Annotated in this window: 25 protein-coding genes; 13 read left to right on the top strand and 12 right to left on the bottom strand. The window is 64.2% G+C overall.

The features are described 5' to 3' along the window. The first annotated feature begins 770 nt into the window (after nt 1-770). Together ACJYUO_RS05365 and ACJYUO_RS05360 are read left to right on the top strand one after the other, a co-directional pair. Nucleotides 771-1,166, top strand: a complete 396-nt coding sequence (locus tag ACJYUO_RS05365; protein WP_494344353.1) for a DUF5805 domain-containing protein — start codon at nt 771-773, stop codon at nt 1,164-1,166. Further along, complete coding sequence (locus ACJYUO_RS05360; RefSeq protein WP_494344352.1) at nt 1,156-2,208, top strand: tyrosine-type recombinase/integrase; 1,053 nt, start codon at nt 1,156-1,158, stop codon at nt 2,206-2,208. The genes ACJYUO_RS05365 and ACJYUO_RS05360 overlap by 11 nt, the downstream gene beginning before the upstream one ends. 382 nt (nt 2,209-2,590) lie before the next feature. Here the strand turns inward: ACJYUO_RS05360 and ACJYUO_RS05355 are convergent, their stop codons facing one another. The 5 genes from ACJYUO_RS05355 to dph2 all read right to left on the bottom strand — a co-directional run bounded on the left by ACJYUO_RS05355 (nt 2,591) and on the right by dph2 (nt 9,162). Beyond that, nucleotides 2,591-3,517, bottom strand: coding sequence for a phosphoribosyltransferase HisG-related protein (locus tag ACJYUO_RS05355; RefSeq protein WP_494344351.1), 927 nt, complete (start codon nt 3,515-3,517; stop codon nt 2,591-2,593). An 84-nt stretch (nt 3,518-3,601) separates the two neighbouring features. Continuing rightward, the gene (locus ACJYUO_RS05350; protein WP_494344350.1) at nt 3,602-5,584 is read right to left on the bottom strand and encodes a midas domain-containing protein; all 1,983 of its coding nucleotides are present in this window, start codon (nt 5,582-5,584) and stop codon (nt 3,602-3,604) included. A gap of 70 nt (nt 5,585-5,654) precedes the next feature. Then, the gene (locus ACJYUO_RS05345) at nt 5,655-6,488 is read right to left on the bottom strand and encodes an MBL fold metallo-hydrolase (protein WP_494344349.1); all 834 of its coding nucleotides are present in this window, start codon (nt 6,486-6,488) and stop codon (nt 5,655-5,657) included. Between the two features lie 134 nt (nt 6,489-6,622). Beyond that, a complete protein-coding gene (locus tag ACJYUO_RS05340) occupies nt 6,623-7,864 on the bottom strand; it encodes a DUF7344 domain-containing protein (RefSeq protein ID WP_494344348.1) in 1,242 nt (413 codons plus the stop codon). 248 nt (nt 7,865-8,112) lie between these two features. Then, complete coding sequence (dph2, locus tag ACJYUO_RS05335; protein WP_494344347.1) at nt 8,113-9,162, bottom strand: diphthamide biosynthesis enzyme Dph2; 1,050 nt, start codon at nt 9,160-9,162, stop codon at nt 8,113-8,115. 287 nt (nt 9,163-9,449) lie between these two features. Between dph2 and ACJYUO_RS05330 the strand changes: the two genes are divergently transcribed. Further along, nucleotides 9,450-10,376, top strand: coding sequence for a cell division protein CdpA domain-containing protein (locus tag ACJYUO_RS05330; protein ID WP_494344346.1), 927 nt, complete (start codon nt 9,450-9,452; stop codon nt 10,374-10,376). A 95-nt stretch (nt 10,377-10,471) separates the two neighbouring features. Beyond that, on the top strand, nt 10,472-11,503 hold the full coding sequence (locus ACJYUO_RS05325; protein ID WP_494344345.1) for a disk-shape morphogenesis protein volactin: 1,032 nt from the start codon (nt 10,472-10,474) through the stop codon (nt 11,501-11,503). 490 nt (nt 11,504-11,993) lie between these two features. On the opposite strand, the gene ACJYUO_RS05320 is transcribed toward ACJYUO_RS05325, so the two are convergent. Next, nucleotides 11,994-12,164 carry a zinc finger domain-containing protein gene (locus ACJYUO_RS05320; RefSeq protein WP_494344344.1) on the bottom strand — a complete coding sequence of 57 codons (171 nt, stop codon included), beginning with the start codon at nt 12,162-12,164 and terminating at the stop codon, nt 11,994-11,996. A 168-nt stretch (nt 12,165-12,332) separates the two neighbouring features. Between ACJYUO_RS05320 and ACJYUO_RS05315 the strand changes: the two genes are divergently transcribed. Together ACJYUO_RS05315 and ACJYUO_RS05310 are read left to right on the top strand one after the other, a co-directional pair. After that, nucleotides 12,333-12,728, top strand: coding sequence for a DUF7961 family protein (locus ACJYUO_RS05315; RefSeq protein ID WP_494344343.1), 396 nt, complete (start codon nt 12,333-12,335; stop codon nt 12,726-12,728). 1 nt (nt 12,729) lies between these two features. Beyond that, on the top strand, nt 12,730-13,365 hold the full coding sequence (locus ACJYUO_RS05310; protein WP_494344342.1) for an METTL5 family protein: 636 nt from the start codon (nt 12,730-12,732) through the stop codon (nt 13,363-13,365). Nucleotides 13,366-13,405: 40 nt separating this feature from the next. On the opposite strand, the gene ACJYUO_RS05305 is transcribed toward ACJYUO_RS05310, so the two are convergent. Beyond that, nucleotides 13,406-15,250 carry a rhomboid family intramembrane serine protease gene (locus tag ACJYUO_RS05305; protein WP_494344341.1) on the bottom strand — a complete coding sequence of 615 codons (1,845 nt, stop codon included), beginning with the start codon at nt 15,248-15,250 and terminating at the stop codon, nt 13,406-13,408. 102 nt (nt 15,251-15,352) lie between these two features. Here ACJYUO_RS05305 and ACJYUO_RS05300 point away from each other — a divergent pair, with 102 nt between their 5' ends. After that, nucleotides 15,353-15,637, top strand: a complete 285-nt coding sequence (locus tag ACJYUO_RS05300; RefSeq protein WP_494344340.1) for a DNA-directed RNA polymerase subunit L — start codon at nt 15,353-15,355, stop codon at nt 15,635-15,637. Between the two features lie 156 nt (nt 15,638-15,793). Here the strand turns inward: ACJYUO_RS05300 and ACJYUO_RS05295 are convergent, their stop codons facing one another. Both ACJYUO_RS05295 and hisF read right to left on the bottom strand, forming a co-directional pair. Further along, nucleotides 15,794-16,672, bottom strand: a complete 879-nt coding sequence (locus ACJYUO_RS05295) for a hypothetical protein (RefSeq protein WP_494344339.1) — start codon at nt 16,670-16,672, stop codon at nt 15,794-15,796. A gap of 132 nt (nt 16,673-16,804) precedes the next feature. Further along, complete coding sequence (gene hisF / locus ACJYUO_RS05290) at nt 16,805-17,620, bottom strand: imidazole glycerol phosphate synthase subunit HisF (protein WP_494344338.1); 816 nt, start codon at nt 17,618-17,620, stop codon at nt 16,805-16,807. A 140-nt stretch (nt 17,621-17,760) separates the two neighbouring features. Between hisF and ACJYUO_RS05285 the strand changes: the two genes are divergently transcribed. Next, nucleotides 17,761-17,949, top strand: coding sequence for a DUF7550 family protein (locus tag ACJYUO_RS05285; RefSeq protein ID WP_494344337.1), 189 nt, complete (start codon nt 17,761-17,763; stop codon nt 17,947-17,949). 1 nt (nt 17,950) lies between these two features. On the opposite strand, the gene ACJYUO_RS05280 is transcribed toward ACJYUO_RS05285, so the two are convergent. Further along, nucleotides 17,951-18,181, bottom strand: a complete 231-nt coding sequence (locus ACJYUO_RS05280) for a ribbon-helix-helix domain-containing protein (RefSeq protein ID WP_006180851.1) — start codon at nt 18,179-18,181, stop codon at nt 17,951-17,953. 162 nt (nt 18,182-18,343) lie between these two features. Then, nucleotides 18,344-18,643 (bottom strand): hypothetical protein, encoded by a 300-nt coding sequence (locus tag ACJYUO_RS05275; RefSeq protein WP_494344336.1) that lies wholly within the window; start codon nt 18,641-18,643, stop codon nt 18,344-18,346. 267 nt (nt 18,644-18,910) lie between these two features. Between ACJYUO_RS05275 and ACJYUO_RS05270 the strand changes: the two genes are divergently transcribed. From ACJYUO_RS05270 to menD, 3 genes are all read left to right on the top strand, one after another. Continuing rightward, a complete protein-coding gene (locus tag ACJYUO_RS05270) occupies nt 18,911-19,546 on the top strand; it encodes a sulfite oxidase-like oxidoreductase (RefSeq protein WP_494344335.1) in 636 nt (211 codons plus the stop codon). A gap of 65 nt (nt 19,547-19,611) precedes the next feature. After that, on the top strand, nt 19,612-20,955 hold the full coding sequence (locus ACJYUO_RS05265) for an isochorismate synthase (RefSeq protein ID WP_494344334.1): 1,344 nt from the start codon (nt 19,612-19,614) through the stop codon (nt 20,953-20,955). Nucleotides 20,956-20,963: 8 nt separating this feature from the next. After that, nucleotides 20,964-22,823, top strand: a complete 1,860-nt coding sequence (gene menD, locus ACJYUO_RS05260) for a 2-succinyl-5-enolpyruvyl-6-hydroxy-3-cyclohexene-1-carboxylic-acid synthase (protein WP_494344333.1) — start codon at nt 20,964-20,966, stop codon at nt 22,821-22,823. A 73-nt stretch (nt 22,824-22,896) separates the two neighbouring features. On the opposite strand, the gene ACJYUO_RS05255 is transcribed toward menD, so the two are convergent. Then, complete coding sequence (locus tag ACJYUO_RS05255; protein ID WP_494344332.1) at nt 22,897-23,916, bottom strand: J domain-containing protein; 1,020 nt, start codon at nt 23,914-23,916, stop codon at nt 22,897-22,899. A 205-nt stretch (nt 23,917-24,121) separates the two neighbouring features. Between ACJYUO_RS05255 and ACJYUO_RS05250 the strand changes: the two genes are divergently transcribed. Continuing rightward, the gene (locus tag ACJYUO_RS05250) at nt 24,122-25,012 is read left to right on the top strand and encodes a 1,4-dihydroxy-2-naphthoyl-CoA synthase (protein ID WP_494344331.1); all 891 of its coding nucleotides are present in this window, start codon (nt 24,122-24,124) and stop codon (nt 25,010-25,012) included. 37 nt (nt 25,013-25,049) lie between these two features. After that, nucleotides 25,050-26,258, top strand: coding sequence for a DUF7350 domain-containing protein (locus tag ACJYUO_RS05245; protein WP_494344330.1), 1,209 nt, complete (start codon nt 25,050-25,052; stop codon nt 26,256-26,258). Nucleotides 26,259-26,281 lie beyond the last annotated feature (23 nt).

The following is a 26,281-nucleotide window of genomic DNA, read 5'->3' as shown; positions in this document are numbered from 1 at the left end:
GTTACGTCTCGGCTGATAAACGGGACCAGCAGACCGGTTCGAGCACGCAGCGACACACTCGAGCAGGACAGGTGGTCCTGGATTGGTTCACGAGCGAACCGTCGGTCCCGGGACCAATGCGATGACGACAGCTCACGATCGGACCAATCGACCCACTCGGAAGTGAGTCCGTTCGAGCAGACGAGTGTGGTACCTGATCCGCTCTCGACGACATCGTCCAGCACTGGCGCACCTCGAGTCCTCCTCACCACTGTTCGAAGGCTTGACGGCACTTTGCTCGACGCTGACTCCAGCGAGTCAATCTCTCACTGCAGTTCGATTTAATCCGAGTTAATCAGTCAGTGGGCTGTGTACGTGGCCAGTTCGCGGAGTCCGCCGAGTCGAAGACTCAAGACCCCCACATGGCCACTGGCCTATTCGCTCTCTACTCATCTCCATTTCAGTCTGAATACCGGAGCATTTCGGACTCGAGTCGGACCGGTTACGCCGCTCAGCGAGTGAATCGACTGCGTTGATTACCAGTGAACGGTCAAACGTCGTAGCCGAATTCGGGGCTCTAACTCGATTCCTCAATACGACCCACTGATTGGTTATATCGAACTATATCACTACATAGTCTAATCTTATATGTGAGAATATATCACCTCATTAATAGAATATCTGAATTCATAGGGCTACATTTGCTGCCTTAGGGGTGCGGTATACTGAGATAAATTCACTTAGCTCGAATAATGGGTAGATTGAAGATCATCGCGTTTGATGGGTGGCGTATGAGCGATTCGGCGGACACTACTCGGAAATCTGTCAAAACGTACGTGCCGGCCTACCAGAAAGTGGAGTGGCAATCTCACGCCGACGATCTCGATATGAGCCAGAGCGAGTTCGTTCGAACGATGGTTCAAGCGGGGCGAAAGGGGTTCGAATCCGGCTCAGCGGAACCCGATTCTACCGGCCCAGACCCTGGGGGTAACGCCCTCGAAGCACAGGTCCTCAATTCACTCTCGTCTGACACGTATTCGTGGGAGGAACTCCTCGAGGCGGTATCGGACGATATCGAGTCGCGATTGGACGAGACCCTCGAGGAGCTCCAATCGGAAAACCGGATTCGCTACAGCGGTCGCCATGGTGGGTACACGACGATCGATGGTGGTGGCGATGGCGACTGAACCCGGGACCGACGCGCCGGGGGACGTGGCCGACCCCATCGAGTACTTCCTCGACGACCAGCGCTATCACGGCAAGAGCGACCGCACGCTCGAGGCCTACGAACGGGTGCTTCGGCAGTTCGAGGGCTTCGTCCGGGAGCGTTTCGACGCGGACGCGGTCGGCGCGGCCGAGCGACGGGAGTGTATGGCCTGGATTCACTCGCTGCGCGGCGAGTTCGAATCGAGCACGATCGCGAGCTATGCGTCCTATCTCAACCGATTCTACGACTATATGACTCGCGTCGGCGTCTTCGACGACAATCCGATGGCGCTCGTCATGGAGGAGATGTCCGAATCGATCGACACCAACCCGACGAGACGGGATCTCTCCGTCGGCGAAATGCGGTCGTTCCTCGAGTCGATCGATCACCCCCTCGAGCGGGCCGTTGTTATCACTCTCCTGAAGACGGGGATGCGCGTCGGTGAACTGTGTAACCTCGATTTGCGGGATCTCCACCTCGAGTCCGTGCAGGCGGAACTCGACTGTAAGTGGTCGCCGCGTGTCGGCCTCGAGCGCCGGCCGTCGTCGCTGTTCGTTTCGGCCGAGCCGGCCCGCGGAACGACCGTTAACGGCGAGGAACGGACGGCCTCGAACAAGCGAAAGCGCGATACGGTCGTCCCCGTCGATGCCGAACTACGGCAGGCGCTGCTCGAGTGGCTGGCGATCCGTCCCGATGCAGTTTCGCCGGCCCGGCCGCTCTTTCTCGATACCAGAGACTCGTGGGGCGAGCGGCTCACGCCGTCGGATGTTCGCTATATCGTCGAAAAACACGCTCGAGAGCACGGCTGGTATCGAACCGGCGGCGGAACCCAGGAGAACGTCACGCCTCACTACTTCCGGCACTTCTTCACCACGCATCTGCGGGATCGAACCGGCGATCGGGGGATCGTCCAGTACCTCCGGGGCGATGTCGCCGGCGACGTGATCGATACCTACACCCACAACTGGGGCGACCGCGTTCGTGAGACTTACCTCGAGCACATCTACGCTATCACCGAGTAGGGACAGCGACTGCGTGATTCGCTGTCCCGACGACCCGGCTGCCAGCAGGGCTTTAGACCGGCGATTCGGCTGTGTGCTGCACGCTATATCAGAAATATACTATAATCCTCTATATCCCTCACGCTCGATATCGTCCAAATAAATTTTATATCGCTATATCAATTTCGCTACGAACACCGAACGCGATCGGTTGTCGAACACAGCGAACGGAAACGCCGCTGCAACGGCGTTGCCATCGATATCAGAGCTGTTCGCCAGAGAGTAAAACGGTCTCCAACACTACCGTCGCGGGATGAGACTGCGGCCACACGACCGAACGGTGGTGACGTGTCTCCACAAATCGGTGCCAGCAGTCTGAATCGACGAGCCTCGAGAACGCCGTTTACGGTTCGACGGCGAGTTCCGTCTCGAGGTCGCCCCCATTCAACAGGGATCGAACGAGACCGACCGTCTCGGTGGTTTCGGCCGTGTTCTCGAGTAAGACGGTCTCACTCGGAAAGAGCTGTTCGCCGAGCAAGAGACCGTGCTCGCGTGCGGTCGAGCCAGTGACGGTCAGGTAGACGCCGAGTCCCGCGTCGGCGATGGCTGCCTCCTCCTCGCGGCCCTCATCGGGGTAGCGAAAGTCGACGCCGTCGAGGGTCCGCGTGCCGAGGACCGCTTGGACGAGCCGTTCGTATCTGGGTTCGATACAGAGCGGCCCCTCGTAGGTCTCGAGGAAGTCCCGGTCGAGCGATCCGGACGACGGGGCAACCTCGGGCGACGCTAACAGCGTGTGGTAGACCGTATCACCGAGGCCGGTGACGACCTGCACGTCGGTATCCGAGGGGTTGATCCGGGCGTTCACGTCGGCGATCCGGTCGAGCGGCTCCGGCCGGAGTTCGACGACCTCCTCGAGGACCAGATCCGCGCTGTCGAACCCGAGCGCGAACTCGTGGGTCCGCAGGGAGCGAAACGGCTCCTCGCGGCCGACGAGTTGAATCGTTGCGTCGTCGGGTACCCCCTCGATATTCGTCAGCGGAATAGTGACGCTGTCGAAAACGATCCGGCGGGGTTTCCCGGCGCGGTCGTCGCGCAACAGCGTGTATTCGGGATCGGTCGGGTCGTCAACGGAGCTATAGTCGGCGAGACGATGGTAGACGCCCTCCTCGTCGGGATCGATAGACCCCTTCGTGAGTGCCTTTTCGTGGCGAAGCGTCGACGTGATGTCGTCCGCGAGTTCGGGGACATCGAGGCGATCCGCAAGTCGGTCGAGGACCGACTCGAGGGGTCGCCCCTTGCGTGGAACAGCGATCGGTATCGTCTCGCCCATCGATCGGTTCTCCACCGGCGACGGATAAACGAGTTGTGTTTCCGGAAGAGCCGCGAGCCGTGCAGTCAGGGGTTGCGAACCGAATCAGTCCGAGAACATCGAGCCGAGCTGGTCACGCCACTCCTGAATATCGGTCACGTCGTCTCGTACGGCCTCGAGTTCGTCTTCGACCGTCTCGAGGTCGTCTCCGACGGTTTCGACTGCTTCCTCGATGGAGTCGACGTCTTCGCCGACGCGTTCGAGATCGTTCTCGACCGTGTCGACGGTATCCTCGACATCGTCGAGGTCGTCCGCAACTGTTTCGACATTATCGTCGACCGACTCGATGTCCTCAGCAAGGTTGTCGACGTTCGATTCGAGTACGTCGACGTCGTCGCCGACCGCACGCAGATCGGCCTCGAGGTCGCCGTTCCAGTCGGTGAGATCGGTGACATCGCCTTCGATATCGGCGACTGTGGTCTCGGTCCCTTCGAGTCGGTCGTCAATCGACGCGAGATCGTCCTCGAGAGCGCCGATATCGGTCTGGAGTTCCTCGATGAGTTGTGCGCCGGTGCCGTTCTCCTCGAGGAACGTCTCGAGGGCGTCCGTATAGGCCGCGACCTCCTCAACGCGACTCTGGAGGTGCTCGACTTTAGCGATCTCCGGCCCCGCGGGCTCGAGGTCGAGTTCCGACTGAATGGTCTCGAGATCGGCGTCGTCGATCGTTCCGTCACGGATTTCGGTCGCGAGTCGGGCGGCGACCGAGCCGCCGAAGTCGGGATCCGGGTTCGGTGCCACAGCGGCTGTCGCGGCCGATTCGTCGGCGTCGTCGGCCACGACTGCCGTGTCTTCCTCGGCCGACGGCTCGGACTCGGCGTCGGCAGTTACGGATTCGGCGTCCGTTTCGGCGTCAGCCGCTTCCGGTTCCGGTTCTGCCTCCGGTTCCGGTTCGTCGTCGAGGACGGCCTCCTCGTCGACAGCTTCGTCTTCGTCGAGGGCGGGTTCGTCCGCCTCGTCTACCGCCGCGCCGCCCGTTTCGTCGGGTGCAGGCTCGTCGGTCTCGTCGGCGTCGGTCTCGGTTTCGGCGACCGGCTCGGTCGACTCGATATCGAGGTCGTCCGTCTCCGCCGTGTCCGTCTCGAGATCGGCGTCGGTGTCCGGTTCTGCGGTCGATTCGTCGGCTTCGCCCTCGTCCTCGTCGGCGGCAGCGGCCGCCTCCTCGAGGTCGAGTTCGATTTCGGGTTCGCCACCGGCGTCGGAGTCATCGGACGCGTCCTCCGCGTCATCGAACTCCTCGGTTTCGGTTCCGAGATCGAGATCGAGTCCGTCGGACTCGGCCGCGTCGCCGTCTTCGTCGTCTTCCGGCTCCGGAATCTCCTCTTCCTCGAAGCCGAGATCGATATCCGGCGCGTCGTCCGCATCGCCGTCGTCGTCCGCCTCGACATCGACCGGATCGGGATCGACGTTGCCGAGATCGAGATCGAGTCCGTCCGATTCGTCGGCCGGCTCGTCGTCGGGTTCCTCGTCGGTCGCTGTGGCACCGCCTGTCTCCGCCGTCGAATCGGCATCGGCTCCGTCGTCCTCGTCGTCCTCGAGTCCGGGGACGGTGTTCGATTCGCCGGCGATCATGTCTTTGACCGCCTGATTCCGGTCCTCGGAGACGATGTTGCCGATGACCTCGTCGTCGACCTCGTCGGCGTCTGCCGCGCCGCCGTCGTCGTCGGCGTTGCGTTCGAGGATCGTCGGCTCGGTGAGAAACGCCGCGGCCCGGCTCTCGTCGTCGATCTGGATGCCGTAGACCGTCTCGAGTCGGTCGCCGGCCTCGAGCGTTGCGGTAAATTCGACGTGGTTGTCCTGAAACGCCGTCCAGTCGTCGCTGTGATAGTCCGGATGGAACCCGACCTTATCCATCGGGAACGATTCGGGAATCTCCTCCGAAAGCTGAAATGTGACCGGCTCGTCGCGGTCCGATTCGATCTGGAACCGGATCACTGGGACGGGGAACTCGTCCGCTTCGAACGTCTTTCGGACGGCTATCCCGTCGCTACTGACCTCGATCACGTCATCCGTGTCGGCGGTGCTACTCATATGGAACCAACGTTACCATACCATTACTATAAATTGTGCGGACAGACTCATATCCGTCGGTAGACAGATCCTATAAGTCGACGCGATCGCCGATTTCGCGAATCTCGAGTCGGCGCGGATACTCGAAGCTGTTCGCGTGGTGGGAAAGCGCCGTCGGATCGGCGGTGAGTCCCTTCCACATGTCCCAGTGGCTCGGCAGGAGTCGCTCGCACTCGAGGGCGGCGGCACATTCGATGATCTGGTTCTCGTCGTTGTACCAGCGGGTTCGCTTCGGTTCGCCGGTCTGTTTGTCGGGGATCTGCCCGACGGTGCCGAACGCAAGCGCCGCGAGATCGATCTCGTACTCGTCGCCGATCCGCTCGAACTCGTCGCTTGGCTTCGTGTCGCCGCCGTGGAAGAAGGTCCCGGCGTCGTGTTCGATCACGTAACTCACGGGATGGGTCGCGTCGGGGTCGTTCGCCGTCTCGATATGAACCGTGAACTCGCCGACTTCGTGCGTCTCGCCTTCGGCCACTTCCGTCAGCTGATCGTCGGCGACGTCCCACTCCTCGGTCCAGTTTTCCGCCTCGCGGGCGACCGCGAGGCTGTCGTCGGGCGCGTAGAAGGTCGCGCCCGTATTCGCGAGGATGGGTGCCTGACTCGGCCCGTCGACGTGGTCGGTGTGCTCGTGGGTCGCGAAGACGGCGTCGGCCGCCTCGACATCGTCCGGATCGAACGGAACGGGGATCATGCGGATCGTCCGCGGCGGGCTCCCCAGCCCGACGTATGGGTCGATGAAGATCGTCGTTCCCTCGCGGCCTTTGAGGATAAAGCCGTTACAGCCGAGGTACCAGATCGCGACGCCGTCGGGTTCCGCGTCTTCCACGTCGCGAACGAGCCAGTCTCCCCAGTCGCTTTGGGTCATACTCGAGGGTGCGAGGACCGACTGGGTAAATGTTGTCGTCTCCGCTGACGGATCGACGTGCCGACAGTGTCGCGAAACGAACTCAGTGCGAGAGAAGAGCGGACAGAGCTGTGCGCGGGCTTCTGATCACGATATTACAGCGGAAGCTGCGACCGGCGGTCCGTGCTGCGTGCGTCGAGGTCGTCGAGGCGGGAGCCGAGCATCTGACGCATGAGGACGACGAGTCCGTTGTGGGTTCCCTCGCCCAGGATTGCGGTTTCGGCGTACTCGCCGTCGTCCGCCAGCGGCTGACCAAGGGTCCCGAGCATGATCGCCTCGCGGTCGGCAAACACCAGCCGACCGACCGACTCGCCCTCGGGCGGCAGGTTGAGCCAGTCGAGTTGGGGCTCCCAGAGGACGACTTCGGGCACGCGCTCGCCGACGAGTTCTCGCACACGCGGGTCGCGCGAGCCGAGATACACGTCGACGCCCCGGTCGACCGCGTCTTCGATCCGGCGGAAACACCCCTCCTCGAGCAGCCCCGTCGTCGTGAACATCAAGAAGAGTTCGTCCTCCGCGCGCTCACAGAGGGACTGGCCGGTCGCGATGATCGTGTCCCGACCCTCGAGGGTGCGGACGTCCGTCTCCGCCGTGCCGTTCGCGGGCGCGTCGACAGCGGCAGCGCTACCGGTGCCAGTACCGCCGGTCGTCGCCGGCGCGCTGTCGGCGGGCTGGATCCATTCGGCGCGGACGGCCGGGTGCCCCTCGTAGGAGACGCGTTTCGTTTCGTCGACCTCGTCGTAGCCGACGAGCGTGGCCTCGCACAACTGCGGTAGGTGCACGTGAACGAGCGAGACCTGGACATCGTCGACACGTTCCTGTGACACCTCGCGCTGGGACACGTCGGCTTCGCGGGCCGCGACATCGCGGGCGAGCGTCTCGGTTGCGATCGGATGATATTGATCGCTGAGGACGGCGAGAACGGTTCGCCGACGATCGTCGGCGAGCGCCGCGAAGACGGCATCGAGTTCGGCCTCGTCGTCGGCTCGGCAGCTCGAAACGGCGGCCTCGAGATCGAGCCCGTCGAAGGCGGGATCGTCGGCAGTCCGGATCAGTTCGTCGTCGGTCTCCTCGAGAAGGCCCGCGTCCGTCAGGCGGGGGAGCAGTCGGTGATGGAGGTCGACGAGCGCTCGCTGGTGGTCGTCGTCGGTGACCGACGCGAGCCGTTTATCCGAGGTTACCGCCGCGAGGTGGAACGCAAGATCGGCTTTCTCGATTCCCTGCGGTGATCGGTCGCAGACGAGACGGAGGACCGTTCGGCGGCGGGCGTCGGCGAGGGCGGCGAAGTAATCGTCACGGGGGGCGGCCGCGGATCCGCTCGGATATGAGTTACTCATCGACTACTCGTCGGGGACTAGCGTGCAAAAGAACTGCTCCAAACCACTTTGGATTCAGTAACGTATTATCCTTCTTTAGGAAGATATTCAACGATAAATATTATTTTTTCGATGAACGTAGCATACAACTCCGATACGTGTTCCGAATAGACAGTCGGAGCCGAAAATACCCGATCGGAGGGAGTCGTTCGTGCTGTAACGAAGCCGACGAGAGAAACGTGAATCCAGCGCGTGTTCTGTAGAGCCCGCTACCAGGTACCGTGGAACGTGTCGAAGGAGAGTTCGTCGAGCGGCTTGTTGCCGACCGCGATCTCGTACTCGCCGGGGGTCAGCATCGGTTTGTGGAACTGCGGTCCGTCGTCGGTCGTGATCCGCGGACAGCCGGTGTTGACGAACGCGTCCATGTCGAAGTTCCGGAGGCGATCGGGGGTGACCTCGTCCATGGTGATGAGGTAGGCGTCGTCGTTGTCCGCGAGGATCTCTTGGGCTTGCTCCCAGCGACCCTGGCCGATTTTGGTACAGAAGATGACACCCCACTTCTCGGCGTCCATCGCCCGGTGGACCGCGCCGTAGCGCTGTTTCATGAACTTCTCCGTATCCGCTACGGTGACGACGTTGTTAACGGGGTCGGCGATGACGACGTGTTTGTCCGGGTGTTCCATCGCCAGCCCGAGCGGGTGGAACTTGCCGCCGCCGACGTAGAGAACCTGGTCCGCGGGCACGTCCGCGCTCGCGTAGTTGCAGCCAAGCACCTGCCCCTCGTGGGTCAGTCGGTCGTCGCCGCGGCGGCTGTGGACCTCGTAGCCCCGTTCCTCGAGGAATTCCCGCATCTCGTCGTAGCGGTTCATGTGCTGGGCCGTCGTGACCAGCCCGACGCCCTCGGTCTCTTCGGGCGGCTCGAGGGTCTCGAGAGATTCTTCCATGATCGGCGTGACTTCGACGTTCGAGAACAGCGGGACGTAGATCACCTTGTCCGTGTCCTTCATCGGGGAGTGGCCGAAGTGAACGAACACGTCGGTGCGTTTCATCAGATAGGTATCGAGGTCACACGCCCCATAGCAGGGCTGGCCCGAGAGCATGAACGTCACGTCGTCGTCCGACAGTTCGCGGAGGTCGTCGGCGACGGCCGGGCCGCGCCGTTTCAGTCCCTCCGGGAACTGCAGGCCGACCTTCTTGGCGTCTCGCTCCTCGATGGCTTCGACGATCTGCTCGAGTTCGTAGTCCCACTCACGGTCGTGCTTGAGCTGCATTCCGGTGTTCCGGAGGTCCCCCTCGGTGTACTCCGACTCCTGACTCATTGACCGTTCTAACGACCACGGACGTATATACTGCACGCTGTCTCGAGACGCACGAATTCGCCGTCGTTCCGGCAGGTTCGTGTCCGCAGTCAGCGAGTGTCCGGCAATTTCGTGGGGCGACAGGCAGGGTCATTGGCGGGCTCGAAACAGGATGACGGGCTCGAGGCACCACTCCGCGACTGATCGTGACCGATCACGACCGGATTCGGGTACGCCGGCCACGACGGTCGGTGCCGGTTCCTTTCTCGACCCAACAGTCATAGTACTGGAGTGTAAACGGGGGGCTAATGGCAGCGGAACAGGCCGCAGACGGCTATCTCTTCGACCTCTATCGCCGATACATCGGTGAACCCGAGGACCGGACCGACGTCTACGTCGGGTTCGGACTCTTTCTCGGCGGGATCGGACTGGCAATCATCGGGCTCGTGCTCTTTCTGTGGGGCAATACGTTCGAGGCGCGATCCGGCGGCTACTTCGCGTGGGTCGGTCCCGCGTACGCGCTCGCGATGACGGCGCTTCCGGTGACGATGCTCGGCATCGTCGTGCTCTTGCCCTCGGAGCGGCGGATGCTGTACACGTCGATCGCCGGCGTCGCCGTCACGATCGGCGCGGTCGTCGGATTTCTCGTCGCCTATCCGGACAACTGGAACGGTTACGGCGCCGACTACACCGTCGAAGTCATCGCGACCTACGCCGTCGGGCTCGCCGCAATCACCGCCTCGACCGGCGCTGCGCTCATCGCTCACTACCTCGACATGGCCCAACAGGCCGAGGTCGTCGCGACCGAGGCGGCCGACGCGGACGACGACCCCGAACTCACCGACGAGGAAATCCAACAGGACATCGACGACGCGATGGACGGCGTCGAACTCTCGTGGGGCGGTGTCGAGAAGACCGAGCACAAACGGCTGAACTTCTCGAGCAATGACCTCGACGATGTCAGTATCGATACCGACGCTGGAACCACGACCACCCGCTCGTCGGGGGTCGACGCACAGGTCAGCGGCCTCAAGGGGCTGAAAGGCGGCGAGACGAAAGAGACGACCTCGAAATCGACGGTCGACGATCAGACGGCCAAGCTCAAAGAACTCCGCGAACAGCAGCGTGCAGAGGAGTTGGCGACGGCCGACGACGACGGTGGCGCTGTCGATACCGTGCGGAAACCCGTGGCGTCCCTCCTCGACCGGTTCCGAAACATCCTAAAGCGTAATTAATCGCCGACGCGGAAAGAAATATTCTGTTATAACGTAGTATCAGATCCGAATGTGACGCACATAGATTTATAATCCGTCGGCGGCCTTGCCCACACATGGCCAAAGGCCTGGACGTCGGTACGATGAACATCCTGTCAGCACAACAGGATGGGAACGACACGGTTTTCGTGCAACAGCGTAACTCATTCGTCGAGATCGAGTACTCGGATATGGCCGAGCAGATGCTCTCGCGAAGCGAAGTGCTCCACATTCGCAAGGACGATAAGGTCTACGTCGTCGGCGACGACGCCCTGAACTTCGCGAATATCTTCAACAAGGAGACCCGCCGGCCGATGAAACACGGGATCCTCTCGAACGACGAGCAGAGCGCGATCCCGATGATGAAACTCATCATCGAGCAGGTCGTCGGCGAGCCCGCCTATCCCGACGAGAAGCTCTATTTCTCGTCCCCGGCTGATCCGATCGACTCGGATCTCTCGACGCTGTACCACCAGAAGACGATCGAGTCGTTCCTCGACGACATGGGCTACGACTCCGAACCGATCAACGAGGGGATGTCCGTCATCTACAGCGAGCTCGCGGACAACAACTTCACCGGACTCGGTATCTCGTTCGGTGCCGGGATGACGAACGTCTGTCTCTCCTACTACGCGGTCCCCGTCATGAAGTTCTCGGTGGCCCGCGGTGGCGACTGGGTCGACGAACAGGCCGCCCGCGCGACGGGTACCCCCGTCGACAAGGTCACCTCGATCAAGGAAGACGACTTCGAACTCGACTTCACGACCGACGTCGGCGGCGTCGAGGGCGCGCTCTCGATCTACTACGAGAACCTGCTCGACTACGTCATCGAGAACATCGTCACGGAAGTCGACGAGGAAGACGTCGAGGAAGGACTCGACGTTCCCGTCGTCGTCACCGGCGGGACCTCGAGCCCCAGCGGCTTCGAGGCCCTGTTCAAGGACCACCTCGAGGACGCGAATATTCCGTTCTCGATCAGCGGCGTGACACACGCGAACGAACCGCTATACAGCGTGGCACGCGGTGGCCTCGTCGCGGCCCGGTCCGACGAGGACATCGACCACGACGGCGACGACGAGGAAGCCGAAGCGGCGGCCGCAAACGAGTAACTCGTTGGCCGGTCGGAATTCGTTCTTTTGCACTCGCGTCTCGCAGAGTGACGACTCGGATCACTGATCGACCCGAACTGACTGCGAGTCGCGGACCGTCGACTTACGGAAAGTCAAGGAGAAAGCCCCGTGCTTTAGCGCGGGGATGAATCCCACAATAGGGACGCAAACCACGAATTTTATAATAATTGACAGGATGTCGTAGAGTAAGCACATCAGACGAAAATTGGAGTTGGATTGGGGTCTCCACTATCAAAAAGCAACCCTGCGTCGGATGTTCTACCAACCACCGTGGTTGAGTCGGGTCGATGGCACGGCCTGTGAGGTGCAAGCGGATACCCAAGCACACCACGCCTCCTTGCGAGGCCCGACGCACTACTCACAAACCACAGCCGAGACCCCCGATGGTCTCGGTCAGGGTGCCTTCGGGGACACACGAACGGCGTGCTGTCCCACGAAGGAATCCTCGCCCTTCACGACGGGGAGGATGTCAATCCTTGTAAAAGCGGTTGAAGGCGTCTCGCCACGACTCCGGTTCCTCACCGGCGGGCAGGTGTTCGACGGGCACGTCGGCGTACCCACACCGGGAACACGTCACCGTCGACACGTCGCCGAGCGAGAGTTCTTCGATGGCCCCCCCACACCGTGGACACTCGTCCATACCTGTAACTTTCCCGGGCCGTCCTTAACTCTATTCGAAACTATCTCGAAACCGGCAGGTTTCCCACCGGCGGCCAAAGCGCTCCACACGCGCCGTCGCATCGGCTCGAGTGTATTACTACTGCGTATTCAACAATCTTTTTGTATGCAAGCCATGTATGGTCCGACAATGAGTACGACGTTATCCCACGCCCGCGCGATCGACCGCTGTCAGCCCGCAGACGCCACTCCCGTCACCCTCGAGGCCGACGCGCTCGAGTCCACGTCGCCGGAGTACCTGCGCGATTTCAAGGGCGAACTGACCGCGGAGGGGCTGGTCCCCGCCGAACTGACCGTCGAGGCGTGTTTCGACGAGGACTGCTCGCTGGCTACGCAGGAGGAAGTGGACCGCATCCGCGGTTACGTGCGCGCCGGTTCGTTTCTCGGCGTCGGGACGGTCATCGTCACCGTCGGCGACGTTGCTGACCCCGAAAAGGTCCGCCCCGCGCTGGTGGCCTGTGCCGAACGGGCCGACCGCGAGGGCCTCGCGTTCGAAATCGAGGGACCGATCGCCGTCGACGCGTGAGATGGCCGGTCTCGATCGGCGCACGCTCGCTCGCCGCCTCGAGTCGGTCGCCGACTTTGCCGATCCCAGCGCCGACTTGGAGCAGTACCTGACGCCGGCGGAACTCGCCGCACACCTCTGTCATCTGGCCGGGTTGCAAGACGACCTCGAGCGACGGGTCATCGACCTGGGAACCGGAACCGGGATGCTCGCGATCGCGGCGTCGCTCGCCGGTGCCGAGCGAGTTGCGGGGATCGACGTGGACTCGGACGCGCTCGCGTTGGCTCGCCGGAACGAACGGAAAGTAACCGCAGAGAGTGGTCGCGAACCCGCGATCGAGTGGCTCCGCGGAGACGTCACGCGGCACCCGTTTTCGACGACCGACGCGACCGTCCTCTCGAACCCGCCCTTCGGTGCCCAACGGGGGAATCGCCACGCCGATCGGGACTTCCTCGAGACGACCAGCAAAATCGCATCCGTCTCGTACACGATCCACAACGAGGGAAGCCAGGAGTTCGTCGAGTCCTTCGCCACCGACGCGGGCGGCGACGTGACCCACGCGTTCCGAGCCGAGTTTCCAATCGCGAAGCGATTCGAGTTCCACACCGAGGCCCAAGCGACGCTCGAGGCCGAGGTCTTCCGGATCGAGTGGGCGTGATTCGAGGGAACGATGCGATCGATCGCGCCATCACCGATTCTCAGCCGACCGCATCGTACGTCTCCTCGCTCGCGACCGCGACCCGCGTTCCGTCGGCGGCCGCGTAGACCGTCTCGTTGCTGCGTTCGAAGGTGAGCCCACCCGCAGTCGCCGTTTCGTTCGCCGCCGGAATCGGCGTCGTCGCGACGGCGGTTTCACTCGAGTCGACCTCGAGGACGAACTCGCCGTCGGCGGAGTCGACCGTCACGTTTCGGCCGGCGATGCGGGCTTCGGCCCGCGACTCGTTTGATTCGTGTGCGAGCTGTCTGTCGCCGCCGTCCTGCCACAGCCAGACCTGATAGACGGTCTCGTTGCCGACGGGTTCCCAGCCGGTGCGCTCGACGTAGACCGTCTCGCGCCAGCCGGGGCCGCCGACGGCGACCGTCTCCTCGCCGGTAAAGGACAGTCGTTGGGCGCTGACCGCCTCGAGCCAGATGTTGCGTTGCTCGCTCGCGACGATCACCCCGCTCGACTCGAGCCCTTCGTCGCTCTCGAGGGCTTCGATGCCGATTCCCGAGACGAGGCCGTTCGGAACGCCCTCGACGTACTCGACGGTGTAGTCCTCGATCTGGACGGCGGATTCCGAGGACGCGCTGGCGTCGTCGACGACGAGGAAATTGGCGGGAACCGCCATCCCGGCGACGACCGCGAGGACGGCCACGACCGCGAGAAACGCAGCCTGTTTGCGTGTGATGTCCGACAGCGCGCTCGAGTCGGCGGCTTCGGCGGCTCGCGTTCGCGCCCCCGAGGCGAGTTCGCGAACGCGTGCGAGTCGAACGCGGACGGCTCTATCGGCGGGATCGCCGGCGAGTTCGAACGATCGCTCGAGTGACGACCGCCCCCCGTTCGACCGCGGACCCGAGCGCGTCGAGCCGGCGAACACCCGCTCGAGTCGAGCCGGGACGAGCGGTTTCTCGGAGGCGGTTATCGAGAGCGTGACCACCAGCGCGAGTATCGAGACGACGGCGACGCCGGGGCCCTGAAAGAGGATGTACGTGTTCTCGCCGCCGAACCAGTAGATCGCCCACAGCCGCTTCGAGAAGCCTAACAGGAGGACGGCGAGCCACAGTCGAAGCGGGTTCGGACGGGTGCCCCGGCGCTCGAGGAGCGCGATGCCAAGGACGAAGCCGACGAAGAGCCCGAGCGCGTGGCCCTGAATGGCGATGCCGGCCCACGAGGGCGCAGACGGTGGACTCGGCTGTGCGGTGTAGACGCTGATCGGCTCCTGAAGCGCGTAATAGAGGCGTAGAATCACGCTCTGGACGCCGAGCGTGCCGACGATCGTGACGATCGGGTAGTGGACGACGGCGAAGCCGGCGAACGCGAAGACGACGCCCGAGAAGCCGATCACGGGGCCGAGCGAGAAGAGACTCGTCGCCAGCCCGACGGCGACGACGGCCAGTGGAAAGAGCACGAACGCCCGCAGCCGCGGATTCGTCCGCCACGAGCCGGCTCGCTCCGGGTCCCGGTCGTCGGGATAGTGACCCCACGTGAACTCGACGAGCGGAGCGACGACGACTGTGCCGGCCAGATTTCCGAGGAGGTGACCCAGTCCGGCGTGGGAAAACGACGCCGTTGCCATCCCGAGCGGGTAGAAGTACGACCACGTGCGGTAGGGGATCGTCACCGGATCGGACACGTCCGTGATCCCGTCTTGAACGAATAGGTAGACACAGACCACGAACGCGATCACGATCAGCGACCCCCACGGGATCCCGTACACGAGCCGCGACTCGAGGACGTCGCGCCAGCGCCGCGCCGGCCGGTGGACTCGCCTGACGACCGCGATCGACCCCACCAGCACTACGGCGATGACGACCGTCAGCAGGGCCGCAAGCGAGAGCATATCCCGTGGTTCGAACGGCGGCGTATAGTGATTTGCCTTCGCACACGGTCCTCGAGCGGCGGCTTCGAAAGGTACAAGCAGCCGACGAACGGACTCCGTGACATGGAACTGCGGGTCACCGAGAGCACCGAGGACGAACTCTCGATCGAAATCGCCGGCGAGGATCACACATTCATGAACGTGCTCAAGGGCGCGCTGCTCGAGCACGACGACGTGAGCGCAGCGACCTACGACGTCAACCCCGAACAGTCGGGCGGCCAGACCGAGCCGATCCTGACGATCAAGACCGAGGGCGGGGCGGACCCCCTCGAGTGTCTCGAGGAAGCCGCCGTCGCGGTCCGCGAGAAGGCCAACTCCTTCCGAGACGCGTTCGAAGCGGCCGCATAAGACGCCGAGTGGGCCGTCGCTCGATTGCAACGCTCTCGATCGTTCTTCTGTTCTCTCTCGTCGTTCGATTCGACTCACAGCCGGCGGAGAGATCGTAAGATAATATCCCTCGCTGAATTGCAACGCTGAAATAATGCGTCAGTCGACCGGTATGAGTTAGCACGCAGCGTAGAAGACGTAGATATTCCCGTTCGGCGCGACGTGAACGTCGACACCTTCGGCGTCGAACCCGGTCCGCATATCGTCGCCGTACTGCGAGAGCAACGCCGAAGCGATGTCCGCGGCGAGTCCCGACTCGTCTGCGTAGTCGTCAATCGAGACGTCCGTGATAACTGCCGGTGCGCTTTGTACCGGGGCCTCGCAGTCGTGATCGAACTCGTCGGGGTTTGCCGGATCCGGCTCTCTATCCCCGAATTCACGCACGACGAGCCTGCGGTTCTCGGACTCCGCGTAGGCCGCCAGTCCGTCGTCGTAGGTCCGCCGGTCCGCAGGCTCTCGTTCGTCCTCGAGCCGGTCGTGGACCGCTCGGTCTACGGCCTCGAGATCCAACCCGGAGGCCTCGGAGCCCTCCCCTGGCACGTCGGGCGGGCCGATCCCCGGCAGGATCGTCGGCGAAACGATCCCCGTCGCAAACAGCGCGATGATCACGCCGATGCCGACGAAAATCGGCAGGTACGGCTTTGCGACCTCGAACCAACTCGGCGTGTCCAGATCGCGTTCCAGCCCCTCGTAGGTCTGCTCGACCCGCTCGAGGTCGGGGTTGCCACAGCGAGAACAGGGTGGGGTGTTCCGGACGTGTTCCCGGCCGCAGTTGGTACAGGCCCAGACGTACTCGGGGCCCGTTTCGACGGTTCCGGACGGGATCGGTTCGGAGCCGCCGGCCTCGACGCTGTTCTCGGCTCCGGGCTCGCCCCCGCTTTCGCTCTCGCCGTCCGCGCGGACGACCGCCGCTTCGAAGGTGTTGTGCCCACAATTATCGCAGGGAGGTTCGTTCGCCGCGTGTGGCTTCCCACACCACGTACACCGCCATTTCACTGCTCGAAACGCAGGACCGTGACGAAATAAGCGTATTGAATGTCTGTCAGACTCGAGGTCGGGCCGTTGATCAGCGTCTCGAGAGCCATTGAAAAGCGAACGACTGCTATCGGGTGAGTCAGTTCGGGGGTTTCAGCGGCGGACGGGAACGCCCTGTTCGTCGAGGTACTCTTTCGTCTCCTCGATGGAGTACTCGTCGAAGTGGAAAATCGAGGCCGCGAGGCCGGCGTCGGCACCGGCGTCGGTGAACACGTCGTACATGTCCTCGGGGCCGCCACAGCCCGAGGAAGCGATGACCGGGGTGTCGACGGCATCGCAGACGGCCTCCGTCAGGGGGAGGTCGTAGCCGTCCTTGGTGCCGTCCTTGTCGATCGAGTTGACGAAGAGTTCGCCCGCCCCGCGGGACTCGGCTTCCTGGGCCCACTCGAGGACGTCGATCCCGGTCCCCTCGCGGCCGCCCTTTTTCGTACACTCGAACCAGCAGGATTCACCGTCAATTTCGACGTAGTGTTCGCCCTGCTCGTCGAAGCGCCGCCTGGCATCGACGCTGATGACGATACACTGGTTGCCGAAGGCTTTCGCGCCCTCGTTGATCAGTTCGGGGCGCTCGAGTGCCCCGGTGGTGATCGAGACCTTGTCCGCGCCGGCGCGCAGGGTCTCCTTGATGTCGTCGGTGGTGCGGATGCCGCCGCCGACCGTCAGCGGGATGAAGACCTCGTCGGCGACGCGCTCGACGACATCGAGCATCGTCTCGCGGCCCTCCGCGGAGGCGGTGATGTCGAGAAAGACGAACTCGTCCGCGCCGGACTCGTTGTAGGCTTTGGCCATCTCGACCGGATCGCCGGTGTACTTCAGATCCTCGAAGTTGACGCCGGTGTAGACTGCCGGGTTCCCGTCCTCGTCGAGATCCACGTCGATACACGGGATGACTCGCTTGGTCAATACCATGTGGTAACTACGGCACAGTTCGCACTGGGGGTAGTAAAGGGGTCTGGATCGTGTTTGCGAGCCGAGACAACCCGGCGTCGGGACGCGAGTCGACGATCCGTGTAGGTGTTCTTAAGTGATCGAACCGAGAACGAGCACGTATGACAGACGACACCGAAACCCCCGAGGGTGACGACACGGGAGCCGACGTCGGGCACGATCTCGACGCCGAGCGAACGACCGCACCGATGAGCGACTACTCGTCGCGGGCCGTCCTGATCGGGTCGGTCGTCGCGCTGGTCGGCGCGGCGATCGCGTTCGGAATTCCGTTGCTCGCGGTCGGGATCTAAGCTAGAAGACGTACTCGTCGTCGTGGCCCATCATGCCGTCGTCTTCGAAGCCGGTCCCGCCGGTTCCTGCTCCCTCCTCTTCGTCGGAGGGTCCACTGGTCTTGTAGGCCTTGATGCCCGTCGAAAGGAGGTCCTCGATCGCCTCCTCGCGGTTGACGAACTCGCCGCGTTCGACCATCTGGGCGATCTGCATCTCGAGGTGCTCCGGTATGGTGATCTCTACTTTCGGCATCTGATTCGGCTTTCGGCGAGGGGGTATTTAGGTTTGACGGGGAACCAACAGCGGGCGAAACGGAGGGTTTCAGTTCGTCGAGCGGAGCGACCGCTCGAGTGGCGGCCGAAGTCGTCGCGGGAACCGACGGCGAGAGGCGAGAAAGCGGCGGCGGGGCTCGACTTAACGGTTGCCCATCATCGAGTCGAACGCGTCCTTCAGCTTCGTACCGGGCTGGGTCAGCGTGTTGAGCTGCTGGCGCATCTTGCGCTGGTTGAAGTAACTCGCGAACGCGAGGATGGTCGGTGGCCAGAGACCGATGAACGCGCCCAGCTGGCGCTCTCCGCGGAAGAAAAAGTAGTATAACGAAAGGCCGACCGATGCGGCCGACGCGACGAACGCAGGCCCCATCGCCTGTTCACCGACTTCTTCCGCTGCCTGTCCGGACATCTCTCGTTCCGTTAGCTGTTGTTTGCTCGCCATGCAGTGATTTCTCTCGGCGAGATTGTACTAAGTGATGGCGAGGGTTTCGCGAGAAACCCTCGAGTAGTCCCGGCCGAGGGACCGTTTCGATCAGTTTCGAACCCCACTCCCGTCGTGCCAATTCGAGGTTAGTCGAAGAGTGGCTGTCCGAGCTCACACCAGTTCGGATCGCGAGGCGGAATCGGCGCGCTTTCCGCGGGGATCGAATCCGCGGACATCCCGCCAAGAGGCGTGACCGGCTGCTGAGACCGATAGGGAATGTCGCCGATGCGTCACACCTACGTCCGTCGGGACGTACGAACGCACATGGACACGACGGACGTTACGGACCTCTATCAGGAGTTCGGCGACGAGCGACTACCGCCCGGACAGCGCGAGACGTCCGCGTTTCCCGTCCTCTCGAAGAGCGGGACGCCGAACTGGGGCCCCGAAACGTGGGAGTTCACCGTCACCGGCGCAGTCGACGAGGAACTCTCCTTCTCGTGGGACGAGTTCCGGGACCTGCCGAGTGTCACCCAGCGACAGGATTTTCACTGCGTGACCGGCTGGAGCAAGTTCGACTGTGCGTTCACTGGCGTGGCGTTCCCCGAACTCGCCGAGCGAGCCGGCGTCCACGATGACGCGGTCCACGTCATGTTCTCCGCGATGGACGACTACACGACGGATCTCCCTCTCGAGGACTGCATGCGCGATGAGGTCCTGTTCGCGTGGGACTTCGACGGCGAACCGCTCCCGGACGATCACGGCGGCCCGCTCCGGGTGGTCACGCCCCACCGATACGCCTACAAGGGCGCGAAGTGGGTCGACGGCGTCGAGTTCCTCACCGAGCCCCAGCGGGGCTACTGGGAGCGGCGGGGCTACTCTCAGACCGCGGATCCGTGGCAGGAAGAGCGGTACAGTTAGCGTGACACTCTCGGTCAGCCACCGAATAGTTAGGCTGAAGGCGAGGCGGTCCTGACCTGTGGTCGATGGATCGATCGTCGGGCGATGGTCGACTGGCGGGTGAGACGGCTTCGACTGCAGCGGCTGACGGCCTCGTGAGCCGGAGCCGCGAACTCGAGGACGTCTCTTTCAGCGCGATACTCGACGGCAGCGCCGAGTCGCGCGTCCAGTGGGCCACGCCCGACGGTCTCGAACTCGTCGGTCGGGGCGTCGCCGCGCGGTTTACCGCCGCCGGTCCCGACCGATTCGATCGAATTCACACGCAGGCGAGCCGCGCGTTCGACGGGCTCGCACACGACGGCCCCGAAGCGGCTCGGCCGCGAGCAGTCGGTGGCGTCTCCTTTCACGACGGCCACGAGCCGGACCCGCCGTGGACCGGGTTCGACGCGGCCTCCTTCGTCGTCCCGCGGATACTGGTCACCCGAACCGACGACGGCACGTGGCTGACCGCCGTCGGAACCGGAGCCGACGAGGTCGACGATCGACTCGAGCGCTGGCACGAGCGCGTACAGGAGCTACCGGCGATGCGACCGACCGGCTCGACGCCCGGCGTCGCCGCCACCCGCCGGACGACCTCGCAGGCCGACTGGACCGCACAGGTCGAAGCCGCCCTCGAGCGAATCGCTGACGGAACGCTGACGAAAGTCGTCCTCGCACAAGCGCTTGCCGTCGAACTCGAGGGGCCGATCGACGTGCCTGCAACGGTCGAGCGACTGCGCCGCCGGTACCCGAACTGCTACCGATTTTTGGTCGGCTACGGGGTCGGCGGGACGTTCTTCGGCGCGCCGCCCGAACGGCTGGTTTCGAAACGCGGCGACCGCGTCGAGACGGAGGCACTCGCCGGCTCGGTCCCCCGCGGCGAGACGCCGGACGAAGACGAAGAACACGTCGAGCGGATGCGCGCCGACGCGAAGTTCCAGCACGAACACGGACTCGTCGCCGAGGCGATCACCGACCAACTCGAGCCCCTTGCGCGCGAGCTTACCGTCCGCGAGCAGACGATCCGCCGGCTGGCGACGATTCAGCACCTCCGGACGCCGATCGAAGCGAGACTCGAGGGGGACCGCCACGTCCTCGAACTCGTCGAAGCGTTGCACCCGACCCCCGCGGTGGGCGGCGTGCCGCCGGACGCGGCGTGGGAGACGATCCGCGAGACCGAACCCTTCGAGCGGGGCTGGTACGCCGCGCCCGTCGGCTGGTTCGACGCCGATGGCGACGGCGAGTTCGCGGTTGCGCTCCGCTCGGGCGTCGCGGCCGACGGGACGGTGACGCTCTTTGCCGGCAACGGGATCGTCGCTGATAGCGACCCCGACGAAGAGTGGGCGGAGGTAGAGCTAAAATTCCGACCGATCCTCGATGAACTGCGATAACACCTGAGATGAGCGCACCGAACCGCGCGACTCTGTGGGGTCGCGTCCTCGTCGACGAACTCGCGGCGGGCGGCCTCGAGGCCGTCTGTCTCGCACCCGGGAGCCGGTCGACCCCGCTGACCGTCGCGTTCGCCGAGCACCCGGACGTCGACGTTTACTCGCATTTAGACGAGCGCTCGGCGGCCTACTTCGCGCTCGGGCGCGCCCGACGGACCGGCGAGCCGACGGCGCTGGTCTGTACCTCGGGGACCGCGGCGGCGAACTTCCACCCCGCCGTGATAGAGGCCGATCAGGCCCGCGTCCCGCTGCTGGTGCTCACCGCCGATCGGCCGTCGGAGTTGCGCGACAGCGGCGCGAACCAGACCGTCGATCAGGTCAAACTCTACGGCGACGCGGTCCGGTGGTACGCCGAACTCCCCGACCCCGAACCCGCCGAGCGGAAAGTACGGAGCCTCCGGACGACCGCCGCTCGAGCGCTCTCGGAAACGACTGGGATTCCGTCCGGACCCGTCCATCTCAACTGTCCGTTTCGCAAGCCCCTCGAGCCGATCGAGGTCCCCGGCGACGTGCCCGACTCGTTCGCCGAGACGGCTGCCGGGCGGGGACGCGACGGCCCGTTCGTCGAAACGACCGGCGGGACGCGGACGCTCGCGACTGAGGACCACCGACGGCTGCTGCGAGCGCTCGAGGATGCCGATCGACCGCTGATCGTCGCGGGACCCGCCGATCCGACGACACTCGGCGACCTCGAGCCCGCCGCCGTGACTGAGCTCGCGGATCGACTCGGTGCGCCGATCCTCGCGGACCCGCTTTCGGGACTGCGGTTCGGCCCGCACGTCGGCCGCGAGGATGGTTCCGAAACCGGGGGCGAAGGCGACGGACAACCGCGGTCGATCTACGGCGGTTACGATACCTACATCGAAGAGTTGCCGGCTCCGGACGCAGTCCTCCGATTCGGAGCCTCTCCCACGTCGAAACCGCTCCGCCACTGGCTCCGCGACGCCGACGCCCGGCAGTTCCTGATCGATCCCGCGGGCGCGTGGCGCGAGGCGACGTTCACCGCGACGGATTTGCTCGCAGCAGCGCCCGGTGCCGTCGTCGATGGACTGCTCGAGGCGCTGGGAGACGCCGGCGGCGAGCCCGATCACGGCCGGCCCGACACCGGGTGGCGAGCCCGATTCGATACGGCCGAGCGACGGCAGTGGGAAATCTACGACGAGGCGCTGTCCGCCGATTCGCTCGAGTCGGAGCCCTTCGAGGGTGCGATTCTCGCGTCGGTGCTCTCGAACGCGCCGGACCCGGCGACCGTCTTCGTCTCGAACAGCATGCCGATCCGGGATACCGACCGATTCGCCCGGCCCCGGCCCACCGATCTGACGGTGCTTGCAAACCGCGGCGCGAGCGGCATCGACGGAATCACGAGCACGGCGCTCGGAGCCGGAAGCGCGACCGACGAGCCGCTGGTGCTTGCGATCGGTGATCTGTCCCTCTATCACGATTCGAACGGCCTGCTCGCGGTCGGTCGCTGTGACGTCGACGCTACGATCGTGTTGCTGGACAACGACGGCGGCGGCATTTTCCACAAGCTTCCGATCGAGGAGTTCGACCCGCCCTTTACGGACCAGTTCAAGACGCCCCACGGCCTCGAGTTCGAGGATCTCGCCGAGGTCTACGATATCGAGTTCGAACGCGTGGCTCCCGCCGACTTCGCGGCCGCCTACCGCCGCTCGCTCGAGGCGGCGGGAACGCAACTCCTCGCCGTCGAGTTCGATTCCGAAGCGAACCACCGGCGGCGCGACGCGCTCGCGGAGCGCGTCCGAACCGCGGTCGCGAGCGATCTCGAGACGGCGAGCGACGGGGCCGACTGATCTCGAGTCGGAACGCTCTTCCAGTAATTCGTGCCAAGGGTGCGTGCTTTGAGTGTTTCCGCGAGCCGCGTACTTACGGCCGCAGTACCCACCAGAGCGCGACGGCATAGCCGAACGGAATCCACGCGAATCCGAGCGCGAGCACTCCGAACAGCGAGAGCGGATCGACGGCCGCTGACCACAGCATGCCGACCGGAAAGAGGACGCTCCAGCCGCCAAAGGCCGCGGCCGCGATTCGGGGCATCGTCAGCAGATAGCCGATCAGCGCGAGCGTACAGACGGCGATGATCGCGTTGACCGGCAGCGAAAACAGCGGCGTGAGGCTCGCGGCGACGAACAGCGGGTACAGCAGCGCGACGGCACCGACCGACATCGCCGTCGTCCGATCGATCGCGGGGCCCTCCCACTCGAGGTCGACCTCATCGTTCCAGTCGTGGACTGAATACTCGGTCTCTGTGCTTTCCTGCGTGTCTTCGGTCTCCCCCGGTGGTGTAGCCGTCGTCTCGCTCGAGGCACTGGGGCCATCGCTGTCGAACGGCCAGTCCCCGGCTGCTCGTTGCTTCGCGCGTTGTCGGCGTCGTTTGGCCCGTTGGCGAGCGTGGTGGCTCGCCGTCCGATCGGTATCGTCGGTCTCGTTCCGTGTGCTATCGGCGTTGGTTCGAACCCGCTCGGCCCACTCGCTCGGGCCTCGAGCGTTCGCGGCCGTCTGTCTGCCGTCGGTCGCCGACGACTCGCCTGCCGATCCGGACGCTCCCGCGGTGGTTGTTGTCTGCTCCGTTGTCGTTTGACGGCTTTCCGACTCCGACTGTGCTGATTTAGCGTTCTCCCGGCTCGAGTCGTCGTTATCGTGAGCCGCTCCTTCATGGGCGAGTCCAACGTACGACTCGTGGCCGAGCCGATCGTAGCGGGCGCGTTCGGTTCCATCGGTGAGCACCGACTTCGCCGTCGTCACCCGCTGGAACTGCTCGGCCGCGTCGGGGTCGTCGGAGTGATCCGGATGCGTCTCGAGGACCCGTTCTCGATAGGCCGCCTCGATCTCGTCTCGAGTGGCCGTCGGATCGACCCCGAGGACGTCGTAGTACGTCTCGCCCATCTCGTACGGGACACTCGAACGTTCGCGTAAAAAATCAATCGGGCTAGACGACTGGGGCTCGCGGTCGATAGTGCCGTCCTCGTCTGTGGTGCCTTCGCAGTGGTCTGTGGTCCGTGGCGAACACATAAACCAAATAGCGCTGTACGAAATGGGCACGGATCGCGACGCGAACCTATTTCATATCTCGCGACCCAACGTCGAGCAAATGGTTTCGGAATGCTTCGATCCCGAGCAGTGGGAGCCTGCAGCACTGAACGACGAGTTCGACGATATTACCTACCACTGCGCGGTCGACTCCGGCACGGTCCGGATCGCGTTCGACCGACCGGACGTTCGCAACGCCTTCCGGCCGGGGACCGTCGACGAACTGTACGATGCCCTCGACCACGCCAAGCGCCAGACCGACGTGGGTTGTATCCTGCTGACCGGCAACGGGCCGTCCTCGAAGGACGACGGCTGGGCGTTCTGCTCCGGCGGCGATCAGACGATCCGCGGTAAAGACGGCTATCAGTACGAAGGCGACGAAGAGCGAGCGTCGGAGCAGGGGCGACTCCACATCCTCGAGGTCCAGCGCCTCATTCGACACATCCCGAAGGTAGTCGTCGCCGTGGTGCCGGGCTGGGCCGTCGGCGGCGGCCACTCGCTGCACGTCGTCTGCGATCTCACGCTCGCGAGCGAGGAACACGCGAAGTTCCTCCAGACCGATCCCGACGTGGCCAGCTACGACGCCGGCTTCGGCTCCGCGTACTTGGCCAAACAGATCGGCCAGAAGAAGGCCCGCGAGGTGTTCTTCCTCGGGAAGACCTACGACGCCGAGGAGGCCGCCGACATGGGCATGGTCAACGAGGCGGTCCCACACGACGAGTTGGAGGAGACCGCCCTCGAGTGGGGCGAGCGTATCAATTCCAAGAGTCCGACGGCGATGCGGATGCTCAAGTACGCGTTCAACATGACCGACGACGGCATGATCGGCCAGCAAGTCTTCGCCGGCGAGGCCACCCGGTTGGGATATATGACCGACGAAGCGGCGGAGGGACGGGACGCCTTCGTCGAGGGCCGCGACCCCGATTTCGACGAGTTCCCGTGGCACTACTGAGCGGTTGGATTCGAATCCCGACGCGAGTGACCCGACCATGAACCGACGAACGTTCCTCCGACGGACGACCCCGATTCCGGCCGCCCTCGCCGTCGCCGGCTGTGCGGCTCCGGGTGGCAAGAACGACGCCCAGACCGGCAACGGCGACGAAAACGGGTCCGACAGCGACGATGATGTCACGGGAACCGCACCGATCCCGATGCTCGAGGACCCGCCGGAGGCGGTCTACCTCCCCGGCCACCGGAAATCGATGCGGGCGCTCGAGTCGGTCGAAGCCGGCGACTACCTGCTGGCACCGATGCTTTCCTACCCGCACCCGTTCTGGGTCGTCACCGGGACCGATCGCCGGCTGATCGAACCCGAGTCCGGGCGCGGCGTTCACCTCATGCTCGTCTGCTGGGATCGGGAGACGGAAACGGTCCTCCCCGGTGGGGCCGAGCCGACGGTGACGATCGAAGGCGACGACGAGCGACTCGCGCCGCGGTCGCTGTGGCCCATGCTCTCCCAGGAGATGGGGCTACACTTTGGCGACAACGTCTCCCTGCCGGCCGATGGGACCTACACCGTCGACGTCGAACTGCCACCGCTGCCGACCCGTCGAACCGGCTCCCTCGCGGGCCGGTTTGCCGACGGCGGGACCGCGACGTTCGAGTTTACCTACGACGAGGCGTTTCGCGAGGAAGTCGTCGACGGCATCGAATTGCTCGATCGAGAGCGCTGGGGCGAGCGAGGTGCGCTCGAGCCGATGACTCGCGGCAGCGACGGAGGAATGAATGGGATGGCCGGAATCCCATACTCCGCGCTTCCGTCGGCCGGGGAGTATCCCGGAACGCGGCTGGTCGAGCCGACCGCGGAGGTCGACGGTGCGTCCGCTGGTGACCTCCCCAGAAGCGGCGACGCGGCCTTCGTGGTCACGCTGCTCGAATCCGGCTCTCGACTTGCCGACGGCGACGAACGATACCTGCTCGTCTCGCCGCGGACGCCGTACAACCGCGTGCCGCTGACGAACACTTCGCTGCTCGCTGTCGTCGAGCGCGACGGCGAGCCGGTCGGCGACGGCCCGGTGGAACTCGCACAGACCCTCGACGGCGAGTTGGGGCTGCACTACGGACGCTCGCTCGCCGATATCCGGGCCGGCGACTCGGTGACGATCGAGATCGAGTCGCCCCCGCAGACGGCGCGCCATCAGGGGTACGAAACGGCGTTTTTCGAGATGGAGCCACTCGAGCTAGCGGTCCCCGACTAGCCGTTCGCCCGCGCGTGACGACT

The sequence above is a fragment of the Natrinema sp. CRL1 genome, from assembly GCF_059162405.1.
This window is presented reverse-complemented; position numbering and strand designations above follow the sequence as displayed.

Excerpts from the sequence above, each read along its gene's own strand:
- ACJYUO_RS05365 (WP_494344353.1), top strand. The coding sequence starts at position 771 with ATGAGCGATTCGGCGGACACTACTCGGAAATCTGTCAAAACGTACGTG.
- ACJYUO_RS05360 (WP_494344352.1), top strand. The coding sequence starts at position 1,156 with ATGGCGACTGAACCCGGGACCGACGCGCCGGGGGACGTGGCCGACCCC.
- ACJYUO_RS05355 (WP_494344351.1), bottom strand. The coding sequence starts at position 3,517 with ATGGGCGAGACGATACCGATCGCTGTTCCACGCAAGGGGCGACCCCTC.
- ACJYUO_RS05350 (WP_494344350.1), bottom strand. The coding sequence starts at position 5,584 with ATGAGTAGCACCGCCGACACGGATGACGTGATCGAGGTCAGTAGCGAC.
- ACJYUO_RS05345 (WP_494344349.1), bottom strand. The coding sequence starts at position 6,488 with ATGACCCAAAGCGACTGGGGAGACTGGCTCGTTCGCGACGTGGAAGAC.
- ACJYUO_RS05340 (WP_494344348.1), bottom strand. The coding sequence starts at position 7,864 with ATGAGTAACTCATATCCGAGCGGATCCGCGGCCGCCCCCCGTGACGAT.
- dph2 (WP_494344347.1), bottom strand. The coding sequence starts at position 9,162 with ATGAGTCAGGAGTCGGAGTACACCGAGGGGGACCTCCGGAACACCGGA.
- ACJYUO_RS05330 (WP_494344346.1), top strand. The coding sequence starts at position 9,450 with ATGGCAGCGGAACAGGCCGCAGACGGCTATCTCTTCGACCTCTATCGC.
- ACJYUO_RS05325 (WP_494344345.1), top strand. The coding sequence starts at position 10,472 with ATGGCCAAAGGCCTGGACGTCGGTACGATGAACATCCTGTCAGCACAA.
- ACJYUO_RS05320 (WP_494344344.1), bottom strand. The coding sequence starts at position 12,164 with ATGGACGAGTGTCCACGGTGTGGGGGGGCCATCGAAGAACTCTCGCTC.
- ACJYUO_RS05315 (WP_494344343.1), top strand. The coding sequence starts at position 12,333 with ATGAGTACGACGTTATCCCACGCCCGCGCGATCGACCGCTGTCAGCCC.
- ACJYUO_RS05310 (WP_494344342.1), top strand. The coding sequence starts at position 12,730 with ATGGCCGGTCTCGATCGGCGCACGCTCGCTCGCCGCCTCGAGTCGGTC.
- ACJYUO_RS05305 (WP_494344341.1), bottom strand. The coding sequence starts at position 15,250 with ATGCTCTCGCTTGCGGCCCTGCTGACGGTCGTCATCGCCGTAGTGCTG.
- ACJYUO_RS05300 (WP_494344340.1), top strand. The coding sequence starts at position 15,353 with ATGGAACTGCGGGTCACCGAGAGCACCGAGGACGAACTCTCGATCGAA.
- hisF (WP_494344338.1), bottom strand. The coding sequence starts at position 17,620 with ATGGTATTGACCAAGCGAGTCATCCCGTGTATCGACGTGGATCTCGAC.
- ACJYUO_RS05285 (WP_494344337.1), top strand. The coding sequence starts at position 17,761 with ATGACAGACGACACCGAAACCCCCGAGGGTGACGACACGGGAGCCGAC.
- ACJYUO_RS05280 (WP_006180851.1), bottom strand. The coding sequence starts at position 18,181 with ATGCCGAAAGTAGAGATCACCATACCGGAGCACCTCGAGATGCAGATC.
- ACJYUO_RS05275 (WP_494344336.1), bottom strand. The coding sequence starts at position 18,643 with ATGGCGAGCAAACAACAGCTAACGGAACGAGAGATGTCCGGACAGGCA.
- ACJYUO_RS05270 (WP_494344335.1), top strand. The coding sequence starts at position 18,911 with ATGCGTCACACCTACGTCCGTCGGGACGTACGAACGCACATGGACACG.
- ACJYUO_RS05265 (WP_494344334.1), top strand. The coding sequence starts at position 19,612 with ATGGATCGATCGTCGGGCGATGGTCGACTGGCGGGTGAGACGGCTTCG.
- menD (WP_494344333.1), top strand. The coding sequence starts at position 20,964 with ATGAGCGCACCGAACCGCGCGACTCTGTGGGGTCGCGTCCTCGTCGAC.
- ACJYUO_RS05255 (WP_494344332.1), bottom strand. The coding sequence starts at position 23,916 with ATGGGCGAGACGTACTACGACGTCCTCGGGGTCGATCCGACGGCCACT.
- ACJYUO_RS05250 (WP_494344331.1), top strand. The coding sequence starts at position 24,122 with ATGGTTTCGGAATGCTTCGATCCCGAGCAGTGGGAGCCTGCAGCACTG.
- ACJYUO_RS05245 (WP_494344330.1), top strand. The coding sequence starts at position 25,050 with ATGAACCGACGAACGTTCCTCCGACGGACGACCCCGATTCCGGCCGCC.